Origin of the sequence: Arthrobacter sp. Bz4 (assembly GCF_003075455.1) — a bacterium.
Lineage (GTDB): Bacteria > Actinomycetota > Actinomycetes > Actinomycetales > Micrococcaceae > Arthrobacter_D.
Map to the genome: position 1 here is coordinate 140034 of NZ_QDAE01000004.1, position 26023 is coordinate 166056.

The following is a 26023-nucleotide window of genomic DNA, read 5'->3' on the forward strand; positions in this document are numbered from 1 at the left end:
TAGATAACGCAGATGCGGGAGGGAAATGAATGCTGAAGATCGAAGTGGATTCGCAGTTGGAACTGATGCTTCTGGTACAACCGGAAGAGTCCTTAGAATGGCAGGCCCAGGTTGAGGGAGCCTACACGGGGTGGCACGACGTCGAATCGTCAGACCACCTGGTGGGAGTCGTCAAGATGATTGCTGGCGACGGCGACTGGCTCACCGTCCAGACCAAGGGGCTCGATCAACTGAGGGTGGGTCGATACGCGCAGACGATGAACACCGGTACGGGGTACCAGCTGGAGGTCGCACGGGCCGACGGTGGCACCACCTACAACTGGCGGATTGGCCTCGGGGCAGCGGCGGCCGACGCCGGTAACGAGCCGTACGCGGCAGCCGTTAGTTCGCAAGACCTCGGCCTGGCGGCGGTGATCGAGGTACTAGTCTCCTGGCTGCGCGGCCAAGGGCTACCGCTCGGCTACGGAGCGGCGCTCCGGATCTATCGATGAGACCTTGGCAAACAACTGTGTACTGCGGTAACCAACTCATTCTATACAGGCGAGTCCGGGTCAGGTGAGATGCGGCGCAGGCTCACCGTGCCTCCCGGTACATCACTTCCGCACCGGCATCCCTGCAGAAGATCAGCGCCAGCCGGCTCACGGACTGCCCGGTGATCCCCTGGACCATATCCGCGTAGGTCGAGAGCTGGCGCCAGTAGGCGGCGATGGTTTCCTCCTGCGGGGTGCTGTCGGTTTTGAAGTCGGCAATGACCAGGGTGCCGTCGTCCTCCCGGTACATCAGGTCAATCACGCCCTCAACGGTCACGCCGCCGCGGGGTACGACGACGGGAAGCTCCAGCCAGTGCTCCCGTTGGGCCGCGCGACGCACCGGCTCGCTGGAAAGAGCCGCACGTGCGCGGGCTGCCAGCGCCGGGGCAGTGACTCCGTGCGCCAATAGGGCGACGCTGCCTGCGATGGCTTCGACATCTGCTGACTCCTGCAGGTCGCTGAGCTCCATCACGCGGTGCAGGGCTGTTCCAAATTCCGCGCCCCGTTCCGCATTGGCTGGAGCAGGCGACGGGAGCGTTTCGTCGTCAAGCGGTAAAAATTGAAGCTCTCCCTCGATTGGCCCCCCATCCGCCGTGCCTTTGGCGAGTGCGGTGACCGAGGTGGTTGAGACGATTGCTGAGCTAGCCTGCCATTCGGCACGCTGCCTGTTCCACTCGTCCCATGGCTGAACCGGTTGGACGTCCGTGTGCCTCCTCGCTACGGACTCGCTCGGCGGCGGGAGTTCGAGCGACGGCACAGCAGGGTCATCGACGTTCTGGAGGAGCTGACCGAGGCTGCTTCTGGAGTTTGTATAGTACGAGAGAACCAGGTGACTCTCGGCTCGGGTGCACGCGACGTACAACAGACGGCATCTTTCGGCCTCGTTGAACTGTCTCTCCACCGATTGGGCGTCGCCGTACCCCGCGGAGGTGATGCCCTTGACGAAGGAAACGTGCAGCGTGCCGTCGGCGTCCCAGAGGGCAGCGTCGTAGGAGGTCCGCGGTGCGGAGCCGGTACCGGCAAGGATGACCATCGGAAATTCCAGGCCCTTTGAGGCGTGGATGGTCATGATGCGGACGGCGTCGACGTCGGTCTCCGGCACCACAGCCTCGCGGACCCGGGTGTTCTCCTCCTGCTGCGTGCCCGCCCAGACTAGGTAATCCCGGAGGCTGCCGTGGGTGGCCTCGCTCCAGGCACGGGCCTGGTCAATGACGAAGCGGAGCCGCCGCCACACGTCCCGGTAGCGCGGTGAATCGATTGCTGTTTCCATCATCCGCCGCTCGGTGACCAGGGTGTCCATCAGCTCAGCGGGAGTGAGGACGCTGATCTGCCGGCACAGCTCTGACAGGTATTCGATGCCCTGGGCTACCGGTGAGCTCTCCAGGCCCGCGGGTGCAGGCGCGAAGAGGTTCCAGGATCCGCCCGAGGTCTTCCATTCGAACAGTTCGTCATCCCCGCACCCGAACGGCGCAGACCGCAAACAAAGGACCAAGGCTGCCGTATCCGCGGTGTTCGCGACCGCCTTGAGCGCCAGCAGCAGGTCGTTGACTTCCTGCGTCGAGTAGACCAGGGAGGAAGCCTCCGCCCGGTACTCAACGCTGGCGTCGTCAAGCGCGTCCTCCAGCGCTGTCAGCGCGGTCCGGGTGGGCAGCAGGATGGTGACGTCCTTGAGGCGGAGGGGAGTGGTCGCGAAGCCCTCGGAGCGCTTGGCTTGCTTCAGCCAGGCAGGCTCGCCCGATCGTCCGGTGGCGAGGAGGATGGCGGCGGCGACGTCGGCGGCTTCCTGCTTCCGCATCTCGTCGGCCGAAACCTTGCCCGATTCGCCGGCGACGGCGCCCTCCCGGCCGATGATGGAGACCGCCGGGCCATCGGTGTCGTCCCACGCAGGTCGGGCCGGATCCGCTGTGAGCAGCTGATAGGGCGGCTGGACGTTCCCGTTCGCCTGAATGAGCTGACTGAAGCTCGTGTTGATCCAGTCAAGCAGGGCGTCCGTTGAACGGAAGTTGGTGCGCAGGGAAGCGATCCGTGAGTGCTCGTTCCGCTCGAACCGGCGCTGGGTGTCCAGGTAGGTGGCGATGTCGGCACGCCGGAACCGATAGATGGACTGCTTGGGATCGCCGACGGTGAAAAGCCTGCCGGCTGGGATGACCAGCGACTGCCAGTCATCCACTCCGCATACCGTCGTGGCGGTGATGCGGGTGGCGATTTCGGCCTGGACGGGGTCGGTGTCCTGGAATTCGTCGAGCATGATGCACCGGTACCGCTCGCGGAGGGCGCGGTGCACGTCGGTGGTCCGCTGGCCGGTGCCGACGAGGAGGTCGCGGGCGTGAATGAGGAGGTCGTTGTACTCGAGTTCACCGCTGCGCTGGCGTTCGCGTGCCGCTTCGACGAACAGTTCGGCCATCGCGGCGGTGACGGTGTCCACCGCCGGGGCGACGAAGCTGTCCCGCAGTGCGTTCGCCGCTTCGCCGAGCTTGGCGCACGCGTCGCGCACGGCGGTGATGTCGATCGCCCAGTTTCCCTTCTTGCCCTGTTTCGGCGTGAGGGGAATGTCATCGAGAATTTCGAGCACCATCACCAGTTCGCCGGTGCCCGCGTTCTGGAGTCGACCGTGCCAGGAACGGACCTTCTCTAGGGCGACGAGAAGGAGGTCGTCGGCATCCGAGCAATGTTGTGTATGGTCCAGCACCTCCGCGGTTTGCCGGAGCAACGGACCGAGGTCTGCGGCCGGAATGGGGCGCCGCTGGGGCGGGTGGCTTTCCAACCGGTCCCAGTTGGCGTCCAGCGCCGAGGCGAGGGTCTCCAGATGATTGAGCGACGCACCGACGGCGAGGAGGACTCGCAGTGCGTCGTCGAGGGTCGGATCGCTGAACAGTTGCTGACGAATCAGTTCCCACCGGCGGGTGAACGCGATCTGTGAGCGGAGTTCGTCGACCACTGTGATCAGCGGGGGCACACCGGCCTCGATGGGGTGTTCGCTGATGATGCGGGCCGCAAAGGAATGGATGGTGCCGATGGGGGCGGTGTCCAGTTGGGCCAGGGCCACCTCGCGTATCGGGGTCTTGTCTTCCGCGAGCCTGCGCCGGACACGGGCGCGGAGTTCTCCGGCGGCCTTTTCGGTGAAGGTGATCGCGGCGATGTTTTTTAGCTCAACACGGTTGTCCACGAGGGCGAGGATGCGCTCGACCAGTTCGTGGGTCTTGCCACTGCCCGCGCCGGCCTCGACAAAGATGTTGACCAGCCGCTCCTCCTTAATCAGGGTGCGGTCTGACTGGTCTGCGAGGTCCAGAACGTCGAGATTCATTTTTCACCCTTCAGGAGGCGTGCGTAGGAGGAAAGCGAGGGTGCTGACTGCAGCTCGACCCAGTGCTGGTCCATGCCCAGCTGACCGGCCAGCGACGTGAAGGACTTCCGATCCCTGGTGGGCTCCGGCTTGGGCGGGAAGACACCGTTGCGGATGCCCGCGATGATGAGGCCGGAATCCTGCCGCAGCTGATCGATGACTTCGTCAGTCACGGCATAGCCGATCTGTTCGAAGCCGCCCGTACGGGAGGTGAACCAGTAGGAGGCGGCGACGTCGTCGTCATTTCTCGCCAGCGATCGAGCGAACAGGCCGTAGACGGGCAGTTGAAACTTGGTGCCGTAGGCGGTGGGATGTTTGTTGAGGTTCGTGAACTTTTTTGCATTACCGGTCTTGTAGTCGATGACACGGACCCGGCCGTCGGGGTGCTTGTCGATGCGGTCCACCTTGCCGCCGAAGCGGAGGACGGTGCTGTCGTCGAGTTCGAGTTCGACGGCAGGAGCGGTGCCGTCCATGCCGAAGGATGCCTCGGCTGCGTCGTAGACCCAGCCTTCGAAGGCCGCCTCCTCGTCGTCGCGGAAGACGCGGTGGAAGTCCTGGCGCATTCTCGCTTGGTTCTGGTCCCAGACGTGCTGCAGCCAGTGCGGGTTGGCGAAGTCTGCAAAGGCGGCTTCAGCAAGCTCTATCAGCCGGTTCACCGAGCGCGGCTGCTGTTTGTCGGTGACTTCCCGCACGTAGTCCTCCAGCACCTTGTGCATCAGGTTGCCGCGCTGCATCGGGTTGATCTGCACTTCGCGTTCAACATCTTCGAAGATGTCCACTTTGAGGACGTGTTTGAGGAAAAAGCTGAAAGGGCTGAGCGCCCAGTCTTCGAGGCGGGTCGGGGACAGCGCTTTGGACTCCTCGATGATACGGCCCGCGTATCGGCCGAGGTTGCCGTTGAAGCGGGTGAACCCACCGGTGCGGCGGTCACGGGCCACTTCGACTGCCCGCTGCAGGATGATGTCCTCGCTCAGGGCCCCGGTTCCGGTTGCCGCGGTGAGGAGGTAGCGCAGGCGCCATTCCTGCTCGGTGGCGGCGACCGGCGCACCACCCTGCAGTGCGGTAGGGGAGCCGTGCTCGATGCCATGGGCGAAGGACAGCAGTTCCCGCTTCTCTCCGGTGGCGATCCAGCGTGAGAGAAGCTGGTCCCCGGCGCCACGGAGGTCACCGCGCGGGCTCATGATGGTTTTCGTGGTTCCGGCTGCCAGCGCGGCGAGGAACTGTTGGTGCGCCTCCTCGGCGCGTTGCTCGACGGTCAGCAGGTCCCCGCCGACGACCGCGGCGACGGAGTCGGGCAGCAGCGGGTTTTCGCGGATCCGGGCTGGCGCGAGACCTTCTGCCGCGCCGATGAGGTAGACGACATCCAGGTCCCGTCCCACGGCATCCGCGTAGTTGCCGACGACGACGCCGGTGCCGCTCTTTCCGCTCCAGCCCGCTTTCGCTGCGATGCTGTCCTCAAGAGTGCTGCGAATCAGGAGCGGGCGGGGTGCGGGACCGATACCGCCGAGCTCTTCGAGTCTCCGGATGATGTCCAGCAGCGCTGCGCGGGTCACGGCTTTCTCGGGTGGCTCGGTGTCGCCGCGGCGGCCCATGAAGTCGGTGAGGAGTTCTATCAGGGCCACCGAAACCGCGGACCAGGATTGAGCTTCGAGCACCCGACCGACGCACTGGGTGAGCGCGGTTATGAAGCTTTCGAACAGGGCCAGCTTTGCGCGACGCCTGGCGAGGTCTTCGTCGAGTTCGCCGTCGTCGTCGGCGTTTGCTCCGGTGTCGATACCACTGGCCGTTGGGGGAGGGTTTACGTGCAATCGCTCGCAGGTGGCGCTGCTGGGGAGGTCGTGGTTCCGCCAGACGAGGGTGCCTTCGGCGAGGACGTTGAGAATGATGCGCTTGTCGGGTTCGCGAGGGTCGAGCGTTAATAGCTGTACCAGTCCGCGCGCCAGTGGCGCGTCGGCGAGGCGCCGCGAGGCGGGGCCCACGAAGGTGATGCCTGCCTGCCTGAGACGTTGGGCGAGGAGCGCGCGGTAGGGGTCGGCGGTGGAGTGGAAAACACCGATCCGGTGGCCAGGAACTCCGCTGCGGAGTTGTTCGATGATGAGGCGGACGACGCTGCGGACCTCATCCTCGGCATCGGACGCGGTGATTACCTCGGTTGCGTCGTCGACGGTGCCGCTGGCGCTGATGTGTCGGAGTCCTGCCTGCTCAAGGTCGCGCCGGAAGGCGGCGACGGCCGGTTGGACCGGCGCGCCGAGCATGAAGCCGATGAGGGTGCCCAGCCGCCTCTGGATGGCAGGAATGTGCAACAGGCGGCTGGCGCAGATGAAGAGGTCATGGTCCGTGTACCACCGGTCTTCGAGCGACATCAGGGCGGTGCGGTGAATGCGCAGCACCTCCCTCACCAATCCCGGGCACACGGCGTCGTAGTCGGAATGAATCGAGTCGAGCAGCGGAGCGGTGCGTGTGATTGCCCGGGCGGTGGCAGGCTGATCGGCCACCTGGTGAAAGTCCCCCGGGTTATCGGTGAGTGCTCGGCTAATGGCTGCCTGGCGCACCGGGACGGGAAGAGGTTGCCGCCCGATCATCGAGGGGTCAGCAGCGACCACCTCGGACGCGAGGTCCTTGAGGGTGTAGGCGCGGACGCCGACGCTGCCGGCGCCGTTGTTGAGGGTGCGGCCGAGGTAGCGGGTGACATCCAGCCCGGCGGCGTGCGAGGGCACGAGCACGGTGATCGGAGCGAGCGGATCCGAAACTTTCGCTTCGGTGATATGCGCGGCGAGTTCAAGTAGCGCTTGGCTTACGGTGCCGACGGTCTGCGTAATCATAAAGCCCCCACTTCTGTGATTCACAACATAACAGGGGGTGGTGACAGTTCTGCGCCGCACCCTCGGCGCCATGGATTGCTATTGGGCCGCTAGCCCCTTACTCGCCCGAATCGAGCAGCCTGTCGAAGCTTGTCAAACCCAGGTCCGGCGCAGTCATGCAGATGAAGATGGTGGTGGTGACGATGGGCTTCGGCTGGTTCTGCACCGGCTTGCCCTTCACTTTTGCCGAAGGCTTCGGCGCCGGTGAAGGCGGCGTGTTCTGTCTGGACCGGAGTTCAACACCGGGAACACCGTTGACGAGGAGTGAGCGGGAGTGCTGCCTCTTGATCAGGGCGCGCAGATCGGACGCGGACAGCCGGTCATTGGGGTTGCCGGTGATGCCAAGGACGGTGTCGTTGATCTTGTCCAGCAGGTCGCGGAGGAATGCCTTTTGGAGAGAGGCGCTGGAGCCGATCCCTGCCCACGTAATGACGACGCCGACAATAAAGGCGAGAATGGTGGCTGCGGAACCATTTCTGAGCGGGGGAATAAAGATCATCAGGATGCCCGCGAGGATGTATCCGATGATGACTGCGCCAATAAACATGCTGCAGCCGCCCGTGCCGGGACGGCCGTTCCATTGTTCAGAGGTAAATGAGGTAAGAATTCGCCGCTCAGAGTTAGAGTTTTGCATGTCAGTCCTCCTTCAGTTCGAGCAGGGCTTCCGCAAGCGCGATGGCTTCCCGCGCGTCGCCGAGTTCGTCCCGCAGCAACGGGTCCCGAGCTTCGCTGATCGACGCTTCCGGTGTGCCGGCCAGATCGGCCATTGCTTTGCGCAGGTTTTCGCGGTCGGCATGGAGCATCCGAGATGATTCCAGCTTCAGCTTGCTGCGCTCGAGCTCCCGCAGGGAGCGATCGATTTCATCGCAGCGCTGTTGTACGACTGCCAGTCGCTCATTGATCCGATCGGTGCGCTTGCGGAACATGGTCTCCATGTTCCGTGCGACATCCTGCAGGTCGGTGAGGGACTTGTACGCGTTCGGCGTGTTTGTGTGACCATCGACCTTCTGTGCCACGAGTGCCCGACGCCGTTCCCACTGTTGGAGTCCGGTGAAGTGCCTGGTGTGCAGCCAAATCAGCACGTCGAGACTGGTGCCTACTGACTCCCGGCGCCGATGGAGGTTGGCGGAGGCAGCGTCAAGGCGCTGGATGAACTCGGTGTAGTTGTCGATGGCTGCTCCTTTGACTGATGAAGATATGTTTAGCAGCTGGCTGTGACATTCCGAAGGCCAAAAGACAGCTGTGAGGGATTCGGGGCATCAATCTTCGAGTACGGCTAGTGCTTCCCGGTATTTCTGTGCAAACCGTTCCCGGTCCGCAGGTGGCAGCTGGCGGGTACGCTCCTCGTCGGTATTGTCCGCGATGTCTGCTAGTTTCACCGCTAGGGCGATCGGGTTTCTCCGGATGGCTCTGTAGTAGTTGTCCTTGCTGACGCTTTCGGTGCGGGTCAGAAGCTCGACGGCGTCCACCACGTCCTGGCTGATGTCAGCGACGAGCAGATCCTGAGCGCTGATTTCGCAGTCCTCGATCACGTCGTGCAACCAGGCAGCGGCCACTTCGCGGGGCTCCGATAACCTCGCCGCAACCCTGCGCGGATGGTCAATATAAGCCATTCCGATCTTGTCTTCCTGCCCACGGTGCGCGATCACGGCGATGGCTTTCGCGGCGGCGACCTCGGGAGTCAGAGGTTGGGTATCCATATCGGATCCTTTCGGTTGATGCTGATTCGGAACGCCGGTGGCTTGGCTCCGTTTTACAAACCAACTCCTACGACATGTGCAGGTTACTAGCTGGCACCCACATTTATCGTGAGAGCAAAGTCGCAGGGGATGGACGGTCCCCGTCGCTCCGGCGTCTCCCAGATTGTCAGTGCAGGGCGACATGATGAGGGTGAGGCCGAACCGCAGAAAAGGTGCCCGCCATGCTGAATATTCCTACCGCCCCACAGGCCATCGAGAACACAGGTACCCGACGAGAGAACTGCACTCGATTTACTCCTCCGTCCGTCACCAGAGGAGGGATTCGAGTGGAGCGTCAGCCTGAATGGCCACTGCACTGACTGGCGGGATCCCATCAGGACGGCACAGTGGTCCACAACTGGCGGATTGGCTTGGGGATGGGAGCGGGCGACGACGGCAACGCGCCTTATAGATGCCCCGCACCGTCGCAGCGGCTTCCGTTTGCAGGCGTCACGGAAGTGCTGGATTTCTGGCTGAGAGGCCACGGGAGGTGCGGGCAGGTTCCCCATCCGTGTATGTATTCTGAAGGCCTCTTCGAGGAGGCGCCGGTTCAGCGGCGACACCGGGTCGTCGGGTATTGAAAACTACAACGAAAGTGACGAAGCATGCGAATAGACCTGCACACCCACTCTCTCCTGAGCGACGGTTCGGACACCCCTACTGAACTTGTCGAACGAGCTGCCACGGCCGGCCTCGATGTGGTCGCCTTGACTGACCATGACACTGTCGCGGGATGGGACGAGGCAATCGCTGCCGGGCGTCGGCTGGGCGTCACGGTAGTGCGCGGGACTGAGTTTTCTACGACCAACGAGGGCCGCGGACAGCACCTGCTTGGTTACAATTTCGACCCGTATCATCCGGCTATCGCGAGATGCTTCGGCGAGGCGGTGCTTCCCGCGAAAGAAGGGCGGCAGACCCCTTCGACCTACTGGACAGCATGGGCTTGGGGGTGGACCGCGGCTATGTTAACCACTTGGCTGGCGGTATCCCGAGCCGGAAGTACATGGCTGCCGGCATGGTGAAGGCGCAGCATGTCGCGACGGACGACGAGGCGTTTGAACGGTATCTCAATGAAGGATGTGACGCGTACGTTCAGCGATATCGACCAACGATCGAGGACGCGATTGTTGGGATTCGGGCTGCGGGTGGCGTGTCTGTCATTGCGCATCCGCGCCACGGCAAGATAGGTCCTGGAATCACCGAGGCGCGGTTTGCCCAGCTTGCTGCGGTTGGCCTCGACGGGATTGAGGTTGACCATCAGCAACACAGCCCTGAGGTTCGCGCGGAGCTACGGCAGATCGCGTCCAATCGAGGCCTCGCGGCGACCGGGTCAAGTGATTACCACGGGACGCGCAAGGTCGACCACGATCTCGGTTGCATCCTCACCGATGTTGAGGTTGCACGAAGCCTGCTCGGTTCCAACTTCGACGGCAGCTAACCATGAGGTACCGGTTGTGCGTATGCATTTCAGTGCGGCTGGCCTCTTTGCCATCACTGCCATGCATCTGGAATGCGAAGAAACTAGGTGGCACCGCTTAGCTCCGCGTGTGCAGCGAAGTTTCGGGCGGTCTGCTCGTTGTGCGCCCCGCTGTGTTTTCCGATCAGCAGGTCAACGGCTGCTTCGACGTCCTTTGTTTCTGCAGGGACACCACGGCGTACATAGCCCTCAGGATCAACATAGATGTAGCCCCAACCGAACAAGGCGTCACATCCGAGACTGCAAACAAGCATTGCTACCGAGCGGAAGTTCTTGCGCTCCTCCTCGGTGCAGCTATTGCGCGGCTTGATGTGTCCTGCGACCAGGAGTTTAGCTGGGCGCTCTTCACCACAGACAGAGCATGATGCTATTGGCCTGCCGTTAAGGAGATGCCTCCGCAGATCGGCTTGTTCTTGCCGGACGGTTCCCAGAGAAACTTCATCTGTTTCTCCGCCGTCCCATTCATCCGGACGGCCGTAAAGTCCATCCATCATGGCCGCTGAGGCGGCCATTCCAAGCTCGTGCAACAGAGAGCGCCCGTCTTCTTCGGACAGAGCGGAAAGAAATTTCTGCTGCGGATGGCCAGCAGCGTTGATTGGGCTCCCAGGACCGTTCCTGATCAGCTCCGCCGCACGTGAATAGTGAAGCGCCAGACCTGTTTGAATGGGATCCACAGTAACCAGCCACCCGTCATCATTCTCTGCGGAATAAACCTTTGGGTTTTCCTCTGGCCGAGACCAGGGCTGCCATGAAGTGGCCACTCGGCTCACTGCGCGCAGGTAGCTCTTCTGGTAATGGAACACCTTGTCACCAGGTTGCAAGGATTGGATCAGCATCCGGGCCTTTTCTGTGTTCTTACCGGCCCGCGGGCAGGTCCACAGAGTGCCTTGTCGGATTGCCTCCTCATAATTCATGCCTTGACTCGCCCACCAGTAATTCACCATTTGACGTTCCCCTCCGCAACTCCGTGTCTCCGGCAGCTTAGACCGCGAGCATCCTGGCAATCCAGCAAGCACGCGACCGGCAACTCGTGGCGTGACCGACTAGCAATGATAAACCGTCTCACTACTGACGTGGGTTACAGTTCAAAACATGCGCGTCTTTGACACTTCCTTCGACTACAAGACCGACAATCCTCGGAAGACCCGGCCCGACGCCGACAGGGACAGTCAGAGGCTCCGGTTGGACCATGAGCTCCTGTGGTCCAAGGAACTGCGCTCCGGCGTTCTTTTCGAGCCGAAAGTGCCGTCCGTGCCACGGGACCGTCGTGGGAACTACCTCATGTTCGAGGACTCTGACGGAGGGAAGCATGTGTACGGCAGCGACGCCATCACCGCTTCCTACAGTTCCTGGTTGCGGCCAAAGCCTCTGGTCACCGCCATCTCGACGTTAAACGCGGGGGAGCGGTCCCGCTACCTTAACCCGCAGTACACCATCGGTAGCGCGATGATTTGGCCCGTTCGGAAGAAGGATCGCCCCACCATAAACACGGCACGAGGGTTACGTAGGAAGATTGCTGACCGCATGGACCTCACCCTTGAGTGTGGACGCGAAACTACGCCAGCAGCTCCGCGGTCAGCTCAAAGACCTGCAGCGTCAGTTCGGCATCACCACCGTCTACGTCACACATGACCAGGACGAAGCCCTCTCGATGTCTGACCGGATCGCAGTGCTCAACAAGGGGCGGATCGAGCAGGTAGGAACCCCCCACGAGATCTACGTCCGATCGGCCACCGAGTTTGTCTGCACCTTCATTGGCGACGTCAACCGGCTCACTCCCCAGCTGGTGAAACGCCTCGCTGCGGCGCCAGGCTCTGAGCTAAAGCCCGACGCCGTCACCTACCTTCGCACCGAGCGGGTAACAATCGTCCCCGACGAGGCAGGGGCCTCCGCCTACACCATCGGCGGAACCATCAAGGAACGCTCCTACCAGGGCACCAGCTCCACCTACTCAGTGGATTGCGGCGACAACGGAATGCTGCGAACCATCATGCGGGAGGACGACACTGACTACCGGACAGGGGATTGGGTGACGCTCTCCCTGCACCCCGACCACCTCCTGCAATACCCCGACGGCGATCAGGCCAGCCCTGGCTCCGGCCTGCAGGGAACAGGCCACCAGGCAGCCGAAGAATCCGATGGACAGGCAGTCCTCCGGTGACCAACGTGCGCCAGATGCTGCGCAACCCGCTCTTCCTGGTCCTGACACTGTTCCTGACCTGGTTCATTTTCACCTTCCTCCTGATGCCGAACTTCGCGATCCTGCGGTCGGTGTTCGTCTCGCCCGAGGGAAGCCTGACCTTTCGATCGGTCGAGCGACTCCTGTCCTCCGAACGAGCCGTTGACGCACTGCGCAACAGCTTTGTCCTCGCCGTCGTTCTCTCGGTGACGGTCAATATCGTCGGTATTTTCATCGTCCTCGTCACCAGGTTCTACGACATCAAGGGCGGGCGCATCCTGTGGCTCGGCTACGCGACAACCCTCATCTACGGGGGAGTGGTTCTGGTCGCCGGGTACAAGACGGTGTACGGGCCGAACGGTGTCCTCACCCAGGTCATCGGTTCAGTGCTGCCGGGCATTGACCCGCAATGGTTCTCCGGGATGATCGCCGTGATCTTCGTGATGACCATTTCGTCCACCGGCTACCACCTGCTGTTCATGTCAGCAGCAATCGCCCGGGTGGACTACCAGACGGTCGAAGCCGCCCGGATGATGGGCGGGTCAGACTGGGCCGTGCTGCGCCGGGTGGTGCTGCCGATGCTGAAGCCGATCATCTTTGCGATCACCATCCTGACCTTCCTCGCCGGGCTGGCCGCGCTCGCCGCCCCACAGATTCTCGGCGGTGAGTTCCAGACCATCACCCCGATGATCCTCGCCTTCGCCAACAGTCCAACCTCACGGGACCTGGCAGCCACGCTGGCCATCATCCTGGGCATCTCAACCATCGCCCTGCTGGCGCTGATGAACCGCTTCGAGAAGGGCGGCGTGTACTTCTCCGTCTCCAAAGTGCCCGTGGCACTGCAGAAGCAGAAGATCCAGAACCGGACCGCCAACATCGTGGTGCACGTGATGGCCTACGTCCTGTTCCTCATCTACGTGCTGCCGCCAGCACTGATCGTGTTGTTCTCCTTCACCGACGCCCGCTCCATCAACTCCGGGACGATCAGCCTGGACAGCTTCACCCTGGAGAACTACATCAATGTCCTGACCGAAGAGCGCGGCTACCGGCCCTTCCTGGTCAGCATTGGCTACGGTGCGGTGACGGCCGTCGTCGTCATTGTCCTGATGCTTTTCACCGCGCGGATGATCCAGCGGTACCGGAACAAGCTGACGATTGTGATGGAATACCTGCTGCATATCCCCTGGATCCTGCCGACCACCATGATTGCGCTGGGACTGATCCTGACCTTCGACCACGCCCAACCTCTGGTGGGTGGCCAGGTCCTCACTGGAACGGTCGGTATCCTCGCGATCGCGTACGTGATCGTGAAAATACCCTTCACGTTCAGGTTGCTGAAGGCGGCGTTCGCCGGGGTCCCCGACAACGTCGAGGACGCCGCAGCAATTCTTGGCGCCGGTTCAATGTATACGTTCCGCAGGGTCCTGGTTCCGCTGGTGTTGCCGGCGGCTGCGGCCATCACCGCGCTGAACTTCAACAGCCTGCTGGACGACTACGACACCGCGGTGTTCCTCTCGCACCCGATCTATCAGCCGCTGGGTGTGGTGATCCGCAACGCCACCACCGGGGACCAGATCAACGACACCACCGCGCTGACCTTCGTCTACACGGTGCTGTTGATGATCATCTCCACCTTCACCATGTGGCTGGTCTATGGGCGGAAGTCAGCAAGTGACCGGGCCAACAAGCGCCAACGGAAGGCTGCCGCCGGGTCGCAGGGCCCGGCGTCGACGTCCACGGTGGAACCCGCCGACAAGGCACCCGTTCGCAACGACAGCTTGCCCTGATCCATTCACAACCTAAGGATGTCCATGTTCGGGCAAGACCAGTTCCACTCCATCAACTCGCTGCTCAACAACAGGTTCGCCGAGAAGAACCCCCTGGTGGCCGTGCACCGCGGGACAGGGTTAGGCATGATCGTCGAGAACACCTCGCATGCCGTGACGGCTGCGCTCCGCAGCGGCGCCGACATGGTGGAAATCGACGTCATCCAATCCACCGACGGCGATTTCTACGTTTTCCATGACGGCACCGAACCGGAGAACTTCGGGATCGATCACCTCATCACCACGCTCAGCACCGTTGAGGTTGACGAGCTGGTCTACACCCAGAAGACCGCGGCGCCCCGGGTCCACGTCGAGAAACTCGAGCACACCCTGACCTCTTTCCCCGACGTGCTGTTCAACATCGACCGCTCCTGGTTCTACTGGGACCTGCTGCTGCCCTGGCTTGACCAGTTCGACATGACCGAGCAGCTCATCCTCAAGGCTCCCCCGACACAGGCGGCGATGGATCTCCTCCGCGCCCACCCGGTGAAGTACCCGCTGGTGGCCATCGTCTCCAGTCAGGAACAGCTGGCGGCGGTGCTCGAGGACCCGGAGATCAATCTCGTGGGGGTCGAGCTGCTGGCGGACAGCCCGGCCCACGCCTTCTGCGATCCGGCCGTGGCCAAGGCCTTCCAGGACCGCGGACTGCTGGTCTACCTGAATGCTTTGAACCTCAGCGACGGAACCGTCCTGATGGCCGGCTGGGATGACAATCTTTCGGTGACCGGCAACCCGGATGACGGCTGGGGGCGCCTCGTCGGCCTGGGCGCCGACGTTATCCAGACCGACTGGCCTGCGCTGCTGAACGCCTACCTTGGCCGGGATATCCGCGGACTAAGCTGGCAATCAAGTGCACACTCAATGCAGCGGAGCTAGCGGTGAGGATGGATCGCTTGGCAGAGAAGAAGAACGACGACGCCAGACCGGCCTCTGCGTGGTCAAAGGTGACCATGTCCGACGTCGCACGGGAAGCCAACGTGTCAACGGCAACCGTGTCCCGGTTTCTCGACGGGATGGTGCCGGTCCTGGAACCCACCAGGGCCAAGGTGATGGAGGCGATCAAGAAGACCGGCTACATCCGCAACGAGGCCGCCACGCGGCTGGCACGCGGAACCTCCGACACCGTCGGACTGCTGATCCGCGACCCGAACAACCCGTACTACGGAATCCTGCATTCCGAACTGCAGCTCGGTGCGGCCGAGCATAAACTCCACTTGCTGACCGTCGCATCCCCTCCGGGGTTCAACCCGATGACTGAAAACTTCGGACTCCGCCGGCTGCTTGAGCAACGGGTCGGCGGCATCCTCGTCGCCACCGGTACCATCGCGCCCGATGAGCTGTCCTCGTTTGTCCGCGACGTTCCCACGGTCGTTCTGGGTCGGCCCGAGGAACATCCGACCCTGAACACCGTGTCGCTGGACGAGGTTGCCAATGCCCAGCTGATCGTCGACGCCGTCCTCGCCCGCGGGCACCAGGACATCGTTGTCACCTTTCCCGAAACCAACCACTCGGGTCTGCTCATCGAGCATCTGCGTGGCACCTGGCTGACGCGCCACCTGCGGGAAGCCGGAGCCAACGTCATCACCGTCGACACGCCTTCCTTGTCGTCGGCGGATATCGAATCGACTCACCGGCAGGTCATCGACCTGGTGCGGGACGAGAAGGTGACTGCGGCGCTCTTCACCTCTGATATGAAACTACTGGGCTTCCTCAAGGCCGCCCAGGAAGCCGGCATCCGGGTCCCCGAGGACGTTTCCGCCACGGGATTTGACGGCCTGCTCCCCGGCACCGAGTTGTTGGGGCTGGCCACGGTGCGGCTGCCCGTGGAGGCGCTGGCCAGGCGCGGCATGGAAATCATCCACGAGGAGATGGTCAGCGACGCCAGACTGCCGGTCCGCCATGAGTCGCTGGTCGGATCGTTCCTGCCCGGACGCACCCTGGCAGTGCGGCTTCCCCAATAGCGTGGATGGGCGGTTCTTGGGGGGATCGCCCATCCCGAGTACCCCAGGTAACCAGCCGGTTATTTCAGCCGCTTCCGATACTCTTGACACTGACGAGCGGGTGATCGCCGCTCACGGCGTAAGACTGGGGCTCATGTGCATCGTTTTCTAATCCGCTTGCTGGTGGTTCTGACATTAATCCTGGGGGTTAACTATGTCGCCTGGCGGTGGCTGGAATCCCTGAACTGGTCGGCCTGGTGGATCGCTGTTCCGCTCATTATCGCGGAAACGTACAGCCTGATCGACGTCCTGCTCTTCGGGCTGACAACCTGGCGAACCAGGGAAAGAACCCCTCCGCCGGCTCCTGAGGGACTGGCCGTCGATGTGTTCATCACCACCTACAACGAGCCGCTCGACATGGTCATGAACACCGCCCTGGCTTCCCAGCGGATCACCTACCCTCACGCAACCTGGATCCTCGACGACGGAGCCAGGGATGAGCTGCGGTTGCTGGCCGAAGCGCACGGGATCGGCTATGTGACCCGAGGGGAAGAATGGGCGCATCGCCCGCGACATGCGAAAGCCGGGAACCTGAACAACGCACTCATGACGACGCGCGGTGAATTCCTGCTCATTCTCGACGCGGACCAGATCCCCAAACCGGAAATACTGGACCGGACGCTTGGCTATTTCAATAACCGCAAGGTTTCTTTGGTCCAGACACCCCAATGGTTCGTCAATGTTCCCGACGACGATCCACTAGGTAGTCAAGCGCCACTGTTTTACGGTCCGCTCCAGCAAGGCAAAGACGGATGGAATGCCGCCTTCTTCTGTGGCTCCAACGCACTCCTGCGCCGTGAGGCACTGATGCAGCTGGGGTTGGTGGGCTACGTAGCCGAAGTGGAACGCAATATCCGGTCGGCGCTCAAGGGTGCCCGGTCGGCGGTGCGCAAGGCGCGAAAATCCAACGAAGCAGCCGCGCCAATGGTGGCCCAACTACTTGACGACGTGGAGGTGGCCATCCACAAGGCCAGTGCCGAACTCAAAGCCGGCAAGTCCTTCAGCGAGATCACGTATAACCTGCGACGCACGGTCGACGCGGCCGTCCAGGAGCTCGTAGCAGCGGATTTCTCGGTGCTCCAGGCCGACCTGGCCGAAATCATGGCGATGGGCTTGGACGACGGTGGCGCCCCGTTGACCCCGGCCGATGTTGACGAGGCTGTCGCGCACCTGTCCTCGCGAGAGTGGTCCCCGTTGGGAGCTTTGGAGTCGGTTCAGGTGGTGCTGGAAGCCATCTCGGTTGAGCGCGGTGACGAGGCCCAACCGGTTATGCCGCTGGCAACGATATCCGTGACCGAGGATATGGCTACCTCAATGCGTATGCACTCACTCGGTTGGAAGAGTGTGTATCACCACGAGATTCTCGCGATAGGTCTTGCACCGGAAGACCTCAAAACCATGCTCACCCAACGACTGCGCTGGGCGCAAGGCACTATCCAGGTCCTTCTGCGAGAGAATCCACTTTCGCAGAAGGGGATGAAATGGACCCAACGGCTGATGTACTTCGCGACGATGTGGAGTTATCTATCCGGGTTCGCGGCAGTTGTGTACATTGCGGCCCCAATTATCTACTTGCTGCTGGGCATTCTTCCGGTGAATAGCCTCAGCTCCGAGTTCTTTATTCGTTTCATTCCGTTCATGATCGTCAACCAACTCCTCTTTATGGTGGCCGGTCGCGGCGCCAAAACGTGGCGTGGCCAGCAGTACAGCCTTGCCCTGTTCCCGATCTGGATCAAGGCCTGTACCACCGCAGCGCGGAACGTGTGGTTCGGCCGACCCCTGGATTTTGCTGTCACTCCAAAGGTGAAGCAGGACCGCAGCCACGATTGGCATTTGATTCGCCCTCAACTGGTTGCGATGGGGCTGCTAGTTGTAGCTGCCATCGTCGGCCTGGTTCGTCTGGCGGTCGGTTTGAACGAACCGCTGGGCACAGCCGTGAACGTGTTCTGGGTAGTTTATGACCTCATTGTGCTGAGCGTGCTGTTCAAGGCCGTGCGCTATGAGGGATTCAGCCCGGCAGAGGAAACTACGAAGGTGTTGAAAGCCTGACCCGATAGTCGGGGATCCAGATTGGAACCTGTAGTTGTCGCTCATTCGATGATCAGCGGCGGCTGGCGAGGGCGGCTTTGAAAGCGCTGGTTGAGGATTCACTGCTGTTGATGCGCCAATCGGCTTCCTTGTTGATGTGGAACCAGATGAGCGCCACAACATCTGCTTGCGCTGAGAGGTAGCTAAACAGCTCGGTATTCCAGGCGGCTTTTGATCCGCCGAGTTCAGACGACGCCGTTTCGGCGATCATGATGGGTTTACCGGGGGCGAGCTGCCTGATTTGTGACAGTCCCGCACCGAAGAGGTCCTTCGGTTCCTGCCACGTACTCCAACTTTGAGACGTGCCCCAGTTGTAGCCGTCGAGCGCCACCACGTCGACATAGCCGGGGCCCGGATACAGTTGGGTCAACGGAGTTGACCCCCAGTAAGGTACATTCGGATTCCAGACCCAGCGGATGTTGGTTGCTCCAGTAGAGGCGAGGACGTCGTGCACATGCCGGTAGGCTGCAACGTAGTCGCCTGTCCCGTTGCCATTGACCCCTTCGGACCAGGGATACCAGTCGCCGTTCATTTCATGACCGAACCGTAGGTAGACCGGGTGGCCCCACTTGCCTAGCGCCGTACCCCACTGATGCAAGTAGTTGTCAAAATCGCCTGAGGCGATGCGGTCCAGGGAGTATGCAGGTTGCTCCACCCCGTTCCCCCACGCCCACGGCTCCCACGTCAACAAGGTGTCGGCTCCCCGTGCACGCACCGCGTCAAGCTCGGCCAAGGGCGGAGCCTGGTTGAAGTCCTTATATGACAGGACGAGCGAGGGCGCCTCCCCGGCCATCGCCGTCACCTCATCGAGCTCCATGGTGGCGGCCGGGCCACCGTTTGTCCCCACCCCGAACCGGATCCCCTTTGGGGCGGAAGCAGCAACATCCAGTGCAGGCGTAGGGGCAACGACCGTGAAAACTGAAAAGGCTGATGCTGAGCTAACTTTCGCGGTAACAACCACAGAAGAGGCCCCGGCCGGAATCACGACGGCGATCTGGAAAGCCCCCGTTGCATTGGTGCGCATCACAGTGGTGGTGGTGCCAGCAACCACAGATCCCTTGGTGTTCTTGGGGAAACCGGTACCGGTAACCGTTACGGATGTCCCCGCCTGCCCGGACGTGTGGCTGAGGCTGATTGCTGCTCCCGCCTGGGCTGCGGGAACAACTCCAAGAGCGAAGATCATGACGGTGCAGATCAGCAGCAGGATACTCACGATAGGGTTTCGACGAGTCAGCTCGCGAGGGGCGGGAGGGGATAGCGACACGGCAGAGACCATAGCTGGCGGCACCTTCGGGGGTTGGTAGCCCGGCTGACCCGCAGGGGCCCCGTGGCTTTGCGTCCCCGGTTCACACCGGGTTTGCCTTTTGCATCCAGACGGTTGCCTAAATGTGCCCGGCCAAACGCTTGGTCGGGGTTCTTATTGTCTCGCAGGAATATCGACTGGTCCGATGAAATCCATAAACATTAGTGCAGGGTTTCCGCAGGATCGGCATAGGTGCCGGGTGGTGCCAGCTCAGTCCTGCGATGTTCGAGACAGCACCCAGGTGTTAGTGGCATCCTGCCGTTCAAACGTGACCGTGGTAACCAGCGCCTGAATAAGAGCCAATCCACGACCTGACTCCGCGTCCTGGTCTGGAGTCCTCGGTTCCATCGACCCATACGGAGGCTTTGCATGATAGGCGCTGAGGCGAGCCCTTAGCTGTGAGGGCCGAACCTCAAGGTCCACACTAATTTCCAGTGGGTCCTCACCGGCAGGTTCTGCGTGCTTGACTATGTTGGAGGTCGACTCAATTACCGCAGTGGTAAAGGTCATTTGATCCATGTCCTGGACCAAAGGGAGCTCACCCCAGAGGCTATCGAGCTCGTTATGAACCGCATCGACAGCGCTTTCGGTGGCCAAGCCGCGATAGCTCCGAGAAGCCAGGATGTCAGTCATTGCTGAACGCTTCTTCAGCTGTCGCGTATGGCGTCAGCACCTTGTCCATGCTGGTGAGTTGAAGCACCATCTTCACTTGCGGCTGAACGGCCGCAATCCTCAGATCGCCGCCAGCCTGCCGTGCGGCCTTCAGGCAGCCGATAAGTGCTCCTAGCCCTGATGAATCCATGAACACCGCCTGTTCCAGGTTGACCACGATGCGTGTCGATCCATCAGAGATCAGCTCGGACACAAACTCCCGCAACTCCGGGGCAGAGACCATATTCAGGCGACCGTCCGCCTTGACCTCGGCATATGACTCCTTGGTCTCGTAACTGAATTTCACTTATTACCTCACATACCTACGACTTGCCACGGGCAAAAAGAATCTTCTAAAGCATTACATGAGCTACGCCATTAGTGATGCATCCAAACAAATTGGGGTCAGTCCCTGCGCAGGATCAAAACGGTCACGTCGTCGGTGGGGGTGCCCGCGCTGCTGATGAGCAGGTCGAGATCGGCAGAGAGGTTGTCGCTGGAGGATAGTTTCGCCAACTCGCAGGCGAGCTCGTCAAGGTTTTCGTTAAGCAGTTCAAGGAGACCGTCGCTGGGGATAACGAGCGCATCGCCCGAGTCGAGGGTAAATGTGTGGGTGTTCCACTGCAGGCCCGGCATGATGCCCAGAGGGCCGCTGCCGGTAGCGAGTCGGCGGGCTCCGGCGCCGGCCGGAACGTGGTGCGCCAGCCCATGACCGGCATCCGCATAGGTCACAATCCCTGTGACAGGGTCGAGTTCGCCGTGGAATGCAGTGACGAAACTTTCAGTCCGCGCGAGGTTATCGATAAGTTCCCTGGATACCGTGGTCAGGGCTGATGCCGGATCAACGTCCGCGGTAGCCCTCAGGCCAGCCCGGATAGTGGCGGTGAGGATCGCCGGGCCGGTGCCCTTGCCCATGACATCCGCCAAGGTAAAACGGAATCGGCCGTTCACAAGGTCCCAGTCGTAGAAATCGCCGGAAAGATCACCGGCCGGGCGGAATGCGGCGGTGATGGTGTAACCGGGGATAGGCGGAGCCTGCTCAGGCAGGTGCGCTTGCTGGATTCTGGCGCCGTTCCTCAGGTCGGTGCGGACATTGATCTCGCGTTGGACGATAGCGGCAAGATCCTGCAGTACTTTTTCCTGTTCCCCATTGAACGCGCGGGGCTCCTGGTCGCTGATACAAAGCGTGCCAATGTTATGACCGCCTGGACCTTGCAGGGGCTGTCCTGCATAGAATCGGATGTTGGGTAGGCCTACCACATAGGGGTTGGTCCTGAACCGTTCGTCCTCCTCGGCGTCCTCAACCACGAGGGTGTCGGGGGTCATGATGGTGTGGGTGCAGAATGATTCAGCCCTTGGCCCGTTCACCTCCAGGTTGCCAGCGATCGATTTGAGGAACTGCCTGTCCTCGGCGATGAGCGAGACCGAAGCGGCACTGACACCGAAGAGCTTCTGGGCCAGCCTGGTGATCCGGTCGAATCCCTCTTCGGCCGGGGTGTCGAGTAATCCCGTGTCGGCGAGGGATTCGAGTCTTTCAGCTTCACCCTTTGGCAGCGCAGGGAGGTCCCGTCTCTGGAGGTCGAGCACGGACTCATTCACGCGGATACTTGCCCTTCATAGTGTCGGCCGCGGGGCGGCTGATCAGGTTAATACACATCGATCGTAACCGTTCTGGGTTCACGTCAAGGTGAAGGAAGCGACTTTTGTCAGGAGCTGCCAGCCAGCTGATGGCCGCTTGGCTCTAGATCATTCGGCCGCGCGGCCTGCTCAGCGGTTCTGCGCACGGCGAGGACGGTCACGTCATCAGGGTTATTGGTGGTCAAAGCAAGCTTTTGTACCGTCTCCACTATGTCTTTGGCAGAGGTGGCGGTGAGTGCCAGCTGAGCGATTTCGTCGATGGCAGCCAGGGTGCCGTCGTACAGGTCCAGCACTCCGTCACTGAGGCTGACAATCATGTCTCCGGGACCCAACCAAATCTCGAAAGAATTCCAGGTGGATTCCGGAAGTAGTCCAACGGGAAGTTCCCTTGAGGAGAGCCTTTCCCAACTGTCGTCTGCACGGATGAGTAAGGTCAGCCCGTGGCCCGCGTCTGAAAACAGGACACGCCCGTCCGAGGCGCGGAGGCGCGCGTGGAAGATCGTGGCGAATGAGGCTGCCTGGCTTAGTTCTGTTGTCAGGCAATCTGATGTGAGGCTGAGGGCAACGGCCGGATCTTCGCTGTTTCTCGCGCTGCGGATCACAGCGCGGGTGGTTGCGGCGATCATTCCTGCGCCTGCACCTTTGCCCATGACGTCCCCCAGAGTGAACCCGAGACCTCCGTCGATCTCATACCAGTCGAAGAAGTCTCCGCCAACAGCCTTGGAAGGGACGCACGCACCGGCGGTTTCGTAACCAGTCAACAGTGCTGCTTCTTTTGGCAAAAGATAACCCTGAATTTCAGCAGCCCGGCTCAGTTCCTCAGCGGAGGCTGCGGCCTGTGCCCTTGCGGACTTCAGGCGCCTGCGCGCTCTGGAAGCCAACTCATTGACAACTCCTGCAGCCAGCGAAAAAACAATCACACTGTAAAAACCACGAAGCAGCTCGTTCGGGTTGTCGTCTGTGCCAGCGCCCAAGGCGAAGGGCACGAGAATAGCCACGGCAGCGCCGAGAGCAGCGTAAAGAATGAACCGTCTACCTTCGATCGCGGCCAACCACAGAATGGGAAGGAGTACCAGGGAAGCATAGATTGACTGACTGTCACCTGTCCCGTGACGAAGCAGCCCTGCTGCGAGGAAGTCCGCGGCAGGAATGAGTAGCAACAAACGCGGCGTGGACTGCCGTGAAACGATCACAGCCCACAGCGTTGCGGCGACTATCAGTACGGTGCCAGCAACCAGGGACGGCCAACTGCTGACCGTGAGGGTCGAAATGAAACTGCTCATCAGTGCTGCGGCCAGGAAAAGCACAGCAATGGGAAGCTGTTTAGCCAACGGCGAGACATCATAAGATCCTGGAAGATGTCGAACAGGACCAAAGGTCATGCTGTAGTTCCTTTCATAAATGCCGGTAGTCCGCAGTTCGCAGCATGTCACCCCAACCTAGAACGCAGTACCAAGCCTGCTTGATCCTACCTAGGAAGTCTCTGATTCCTACCGCGGGGAAGGTGCAAAGAACAACTTGGGGGCACAATCGTGATCAGAAAATTGTTGAACAATACCTTGCGTAGATTGTTCAACAACCTGTAGGGTCGTCTCCACTACTAAATGTGACTCCAGTCACCTTGAAGTTACGGACGGGCCCATGGCAGATACCGAGAACAAACCGAAGCTGAGCTCCTCTGCTCGGCGCACCGCGCTCCTGGGAGCCATGTTCCTCATGGCGACCAGCGCCATTGGGCCTGGCTTCATCACCCAGACCACAGTGTTCACCGCCCAGATCGGCGCAGCGTTCGCGTTCGCCATCCTGGCGTCGATCCTCATCGACATCGCCGTGCAGATGAATGTCTGGCGGGTCATCGGTGTTTCCGGGTTGCGTGCCCATGAGCTCGGCAACAAGGTCCTTCCCGGCGTGGGTTGGTTCCTGGCAGGTCTGGTCTTCATTGGCGGGGTGGTCTTCAACATCGGCAACATCGCCGGCACCGGGCTCGGCGCCAACGCGATGCTCGGTATCGACCCGAAGATTGGCGGCGCGATCTCCGCCCTCATCGCCATCATGATTTTCGTCAGCAAAAAGGCTGGCATGGCGTTGGACCGGATTGTGGTGTTCCTCGGCGCCATCATGATCCTCCTGATGATCTACGTGGCCATTGTCGCCGCTCCTCCCGTTGGCGAGGCCCTCAAAAACGCGATCCTCCCCGAACAGATCGACTTCCTCATCATCACCACCCTGGTCGGCGGCACCGTTGGTGGCTACATCACCTACGCCGGTGCCCACCGCATGCTCGACTCCGGGGTCACCGGTCCGGACAACGTCGGGGAAATCACCCGCAGCTCGGTGATCGGCATCCTGGTCACCGGAGTTATGCGGGTGCTGCTGTTTCTGGCGATCTTCGGCGTCGTTGCCGGCGGTGCGGTGCTGACCAGCGACAACATGGCCGCAGAGGCCTTCGGTATTGCGGCCGGCGAGATTGGCATGCGGGTCTTCGGCATCGTCCTCTGGGCCGCCGCAATCACGTCGGTGATCGGTGCCGCGTTCACCTCGGTCTCCTTCATCACCACTTCAAAGACTCCCGAACGCAAACGGAACCTCATTACGGTTGCCTTCATCGCCGGTTGCGCCGTGGCCTACCTGTTCCTTGGCCAGGCACCACAGGAACTGCTGATCTTCGCAGGCGCATTCAATGGTCTGATTCTGCCGGTCGGCTTCGGCGTGCTGCTTTTTGTTGCCTGGCGCCGCCGCGACCTGATGCACGGTTACGTCTACCCCAAGTGGCTGCTGATTGTCGGCATCATCACCTGGTTCCTCACCCTGTTCCTCGGCTACACCTCCATCACCGGGCTGGCAAAGCTGTGGGGCTGATCAAGCTGCCGGCTGAGCCCGCGGCGATGCTGCCCGCCGACGCGCGCGCCGCCTTCCGCGCCGGACTGGTGAGCCCGACGTCGGGCTGGTCCCGCGGCTACGCGCAGGTGAACGTGTTGGCGATCCCGCGGGCGCAGGCGTTCGATCTGCTCCTTTTCGCCCAGCGCAATCCGAAGCCGTGCCCCATCCTCGGAGTGCTGGAGCCGGGTGAAACCTCCGGGCCGCTGCTGGCCGGCGGCGACATCCGGACCGACGTCCCCAAGTACACCGTCTATCACGACGGCGTCCTGGTGGACGAGCCCACCGACATTACCGAGCACTGGCGCGATGACCTGGTGACGTTCCTGTTCGGTTGCTCCTTCACCTTCGAGACCGCGCTGCAGGACGGCGGCGTCCGGATTGCGCACATCGACCAGGGCGTGAACGTGCCGATGTACCGGACGAACCGGGAGGCAGCCCCCGCTGGCGCCATGTCCGGGCCGCTGGTGGTGTCCATGCGCCCGGTTCCAGCAGCCCAGGTGGCCGACGCCGTCCGCATCACCTCCCGCTACCCGGCCGTTCACGGAGCACCCGTGCACGTGGGGAATCCGGCGGAGTTGGGTGTCGACCTGGGTTCGCCGGACTTCGGCGACGCCGTGCAAATCCCCGAGGGTCACCTTCCGGTGTTCTGGGCTTGCGGGGTCACCCCGCAGGCGGCGGTGATGCAGTCACGGCCGCCGCTGGCGATCGGCCACGCACCGGGACACATGCTCATCACCGACGCGCGGGACAGCGATTACCTGGTGCCCTGACTGGTGACGTCCTGGGACGCTTCGTCCGCGAGGTGGCCCAGGAGCTCGGCCTCAGCCGAGTCCAGGTAGGCGCGCAGCCCCGCGGCGGCTTCGTCACGCTGCCCGGCCCGGAGCCGCTCGACCAGCTGCACGTTGCGGTCCACGTAGTGGCTGTGAAAGTCGGGCGCGGAGGCCATGGCATAAAACACGAGGCGCATTTCGGCGAGGACCCGGTCCATCAGGGTGCGCAGCGATTCGCTGCCGGTCAGGCCGACGACGGCGCTGTGCAGTGCCTGATTGGCGTCGGCCATGTCGGGCACCGATCCGGCATCGCGCGCCGCCTGGGCCCGGCGGACAATGGCTCCCATGTTCTCAAGGACCTCGGGGGTGACCTCGCCCCACAGGGCGGCGGCGGGTTCGATCATCCGGCGGACGCGGTAAATCTCGCGTACCTCCTCGGCTCCCGGGGACGCCACAAACACGCCGCGATTGGGGATCCGCGTGACAATCGACTCGCCGGCAAGCGTGGAGAACGCTTCACGCAAGGTATTGCGGGAGACCCCGAGCGCCGTCGACAACGACTGCTCCGACAACTTGGACCCCGGCGTCAGCTCACCTGCGGCGATCCGACCCCGCAGGACGGTCGCGATCCACGCCGCCGTATGCGCGTGCTCGGCCGAACCCGAACCCGTTGGCTCGTTGTCCAGTTCCGCTGCTGCCTCTAAAACCATTGCCATCCCCCAACGTCGTCAACAACAG

At 61.9% G+C, this 26023-nt stretch carries 21 protein-coding genes, 1 pseudogene and 1 riboswitch; of the genes and pseudogenes, 10 read left to right on the forward strand and 12 right to left on the reverse strand.

What is annotated here, in order from left to right; translation table 11 throughout:
- Window positions 1-29 precede the first annotated feature (29 nt).
- Window positions 30-491, forward strand: a complete 462-nt coding sequence (locus DDA93_RS05135) for a hypothetical protein (protein WP_116778191.1) — start codon at window positions 30-32, stop codon at window positions 489-491.
- A gap of 82 nt (window positions 492-573) precedes the next feature.
- Here DDA93_RS05135 and DDA93_RS05140 read toward each other — a convergent pair whose 3' ends face one another.
- The 5 genes from DDA93_RS05140 to DDA93_RS05160 all read right to left on the reverse strand — a co-directional run bounded on the left by DDA93_RS05140 (window position 574) and on the right by DDA93_RS05160 (window position 8434).
- Window positions 574-3834: a UvrD-helicase domain-containing protein gene (locus DDA93_RS05140; protein ID WP_116778192.1), complete on the reverse strand. Its 3261-nt coding sequence runs from the start codon at window positions 3832-3834 to the stop codon at window positions 574-576.
- Entirely contained in the window at window positions 3831-6695 is a 2865-nt protein-coding gene (locus tag DDA93_RS05145) for a PD-(D/E)XK nuclease family protein (RefSeq protein ID WP_165802571.1), read from the reverse strand. Before DDA93_RS05145 ends, DDA93_RS05140 begins: the two co-directional genes overlap by 4 nt.
- Window positions 6696-6792: 97 nt before the next feature.
- A complete protein-coding gene (locus DDA93_RS05150; RefSeq protein ID WP_133185431.1) occupies window positions 6793-7368 on the reverse strand; it encodes a hypothetical protein in 576 nt (191 codons plus the stop codon).
- A 1-nt stretch (window position 7369) separates the two neighbouring features.
- Complete coding sequence (locus tag DDA93_RS05155; RefSeq protein WP_133185433.1) at window positions 7370-7750, reverse strand: hypothetical protein; 381 nt, start codon at window positions 7748-7750, stop codon at window positions 7370-7372.
- Window positions 7751-7993: 243 nt separating this feature from the next.
- Window positions 7994-8434, reverse strand: a complete 441-nt coding sequence (locus tag DDA93_RS05160) for an HD domain-containing protein (RefSeq protein WP_116778196.1) — start codon at window positions 8432-8434, stop codon at window positions 7994-7996.
- 644 nt (window positions 8435-9078) lie between these two features.
- Here DDA93_RS05160 and DDA93_RS16690 point away from each other — a divergent pair.
- Window positions 9079-9273: pseudogene (locus tag DDA93_RS16690) on the forward strand (PHP domain-containing protein); the annotation flags it as partial.
- Between the two features lie 71 nt (window positions 9274-9344).
- Entirely contained in the window at window positions 9345-9911 is a 567-nt protein-coding gene (locus DDA93_RS05170; RefSeq protein WP_243400530.1) for a hypothetical protein, read from the forward strand.
- 83 nt (window positions 9912-9994) lie between these two features.
- On the opposite strand, the gene DDA93_RS05175 is transcribed toward DDA93_RS05170, so the two are convergent.
- Window positions 9995-10894, reverse strand: a complete 900-nt coding sequence (locus tag DDA93_RS05175) for a hypothetical protein (RefSeq protein WP_133185437.1) — start codon at window positions 10892-10894, stop codon at window positions 9995-9997.
- 569 nt (window positions 10895-11463) lie between these two features.
- Here DDA93_RS05175 and DDA93_RS16975 point away from each other — a divergent pair.
- The 5 genes from DDA93_RS16975 (at window position 11464) to DDA93_RS05200 (ending at window position 18004) form a co-directional block, all read left to right on the forward strand.
- Entirely contained in the window at window positions 11464-12111 is a 648-nt protein-coding gene (locus DDA93_RS16975; RefSeq protein ID WP_279325265.1) for an ABC transporter ATP-binding protein, read from the forward strand.
- Window positions 12108-13916 (forward strand): iron ABC transporter permease, encoded by a 1809-nt coding sequence (locus DDA93_RS05185; protein ID WP_116778200.1) that lies wholly within the window; start codon window positions 12108-12110, stop codon window positions 13914-13916. Before DDA93_RS16975 ends, DDA93_RS05185 begins: the two co-directional genes overlap by 4 nt.
- Before the next feature lie 24 nt (window positions 13917-13940).
- Window positions 13941-14831 carry a glycerophosphodiester phosphodiesterase family protein gene (locus DDA93_RS05190; protein ID WP_116778201.1) on the forward strand — a complete coding sequence of 297 codons (891 nt, stop codon included), beginning with the start codon at window positions 13941-13943 and terminating at the stop codon, window positions 14829-14831.
- A 17-nt stretch (window positions 14832-14848) separates the two neighbouring features.
- On the forward strand, window positions 14849-15916 hold the full coding sequence (locus DDA93_RS05195; protein WP_165802573.1) for a LacI family DNA-binding transcriptional regulator: 1068 nt from the start codon (window positions 14849-14851) through the stop codon (window positions 15914-15916).
- A 135-nt stretch (window positions 15917-16051) separates the two neighbouring features.
- On the forward strand, window positions 16052-18004 hold the full coding sequence (locus DDA93_RS05200) for a glycosyltransferase (protein WP_116778203.1): 1953 nt from the start codon (window positions 16052-16054) through the stop codon (window positions 18002-18004).
- Between the two features lie 52 nt (window positions 18005-18056).
- On the opposite strand, the gene DDA93_RS05205 is transcribed toward DDA93_RS05200, so the two are convergent.
- From DDA93_RS05205 to DDA93_RS05225, 5 genes are all read right to left on the reverse strand, one after another.
- Window positions 18057-19226 (reverse strand): glycosyl hydrolase, encoded by a 1170-nt coding sequence (locus tag DDA93_RS05205; protein WP_116778248.1) that lies wholly within the window; start codon window positions 19224-19226, stop codon window positions 18057-18059.
- A 113-nt stretch (window positions 19227-19339) separates the two neighbouring features.
- Window positions 19340-19415, reverse strand: a riboswitch (cyclic di-GMP riboswitch).
- Window positions 19416-19556: 141 nt separating this feature from the next.
- Window positions 19557-19979: an ATP-binding protein gene (locus tag DDA93_RS05210; RefSeq protein WP_116778204.1), complete on the reverse strand. Its 423-nt coding sequence runs from the start codon at window positions 19977-19979 to the stop codon at window positions 19557-19559.
- Window positions 19972-20304 (reverse strand): STAS domain-containing protein, encoded by a 333-nt coding sequence (locus DDA93_RS05215; RefSeq protein WP_116778205.1) that lies wholly within the window; start codon window positions 20302-20304, stop codon window positions 19972-19974. Before DDA93_RS05215 ends, DDA93_RS05210 begins: the two co-directional genes overlap by 8 nt.
- 98 nt (window positions 20305-20402) lie before the next feature.
- Window positions 20403-21596 (reverse strand): GAF domain-containing SpoIIE family protein phosphatase, encoded by a 1194-nt coding sequence (locus tag DDA93_RS05220; protein ID WP_116778206.1) that lies wholly within the window; start codon window positions 21594-21596, stop codon window positions 20403-20405.
- 107 nt (window positions 21597-21703) lie between these two features.
- Window positions 21704-23017 carry a SpoIIE family protein phosphatase gene (locus DDA93_RS05225; RefSeq protein WP_116778207.1) on the reverse strand — a complete coding sequence of 438 codons (1314 nt, stop codon included), beginning with the start codon at window positions 23015-23017 and terminating at the stop codon, window positions 21704-21706.
- Between the two features lie 259 nt (window positions 23018-23276).
- Here DDA93_RS05225 and DDA93_RS05230 point away from each other — a divergent pair, with 259 nt between their 5' ends.
- Together DDA93_RS05230 and DDA93_RS05235 are read left to right on the forward strand one after the other, a co-directional pair.
- Window positions 23277-24494: an NRAMP family divalent metal transporter gene (locus DDA93_RS05230; protein WP_116778208.1), complete on the forward strand. Its 1218-nt coding sequence runs from the start codon at window positions 23277-23279 to the stop codon at window positions 24492-24494.
- 26 nt (window positions 24495-24520) lie between these two features.
- On the forward strand, window positions 24521-25285 hold the full coding sequence (locus tag DDA93_RS05235; protein WP_116778249.1) for a putative hydro-lyase: 765 nt from the start codon (window positions 24521-24523) through the stop codon (window positions 25283-25285).
- On the opposite strand, the gene DDA93_RS05240 is transcribed toward DDA93_RS05235, so the two are convergent.
- A complete protein-coding gene (locus DDA93_RS05240) occupies window positions 25270-25995 on the reverse strand; it encodes a GntR family transcriptional regulator (protein WP_116778209.1) in 726 nt (241 codons plus the stop codon). The genes DDA93_RS05235 and DDA93_RS05240 overlap by 16 nt on opposite strands.
- Window positions 25996-26023: the final 28 nt, after the last annotated feature.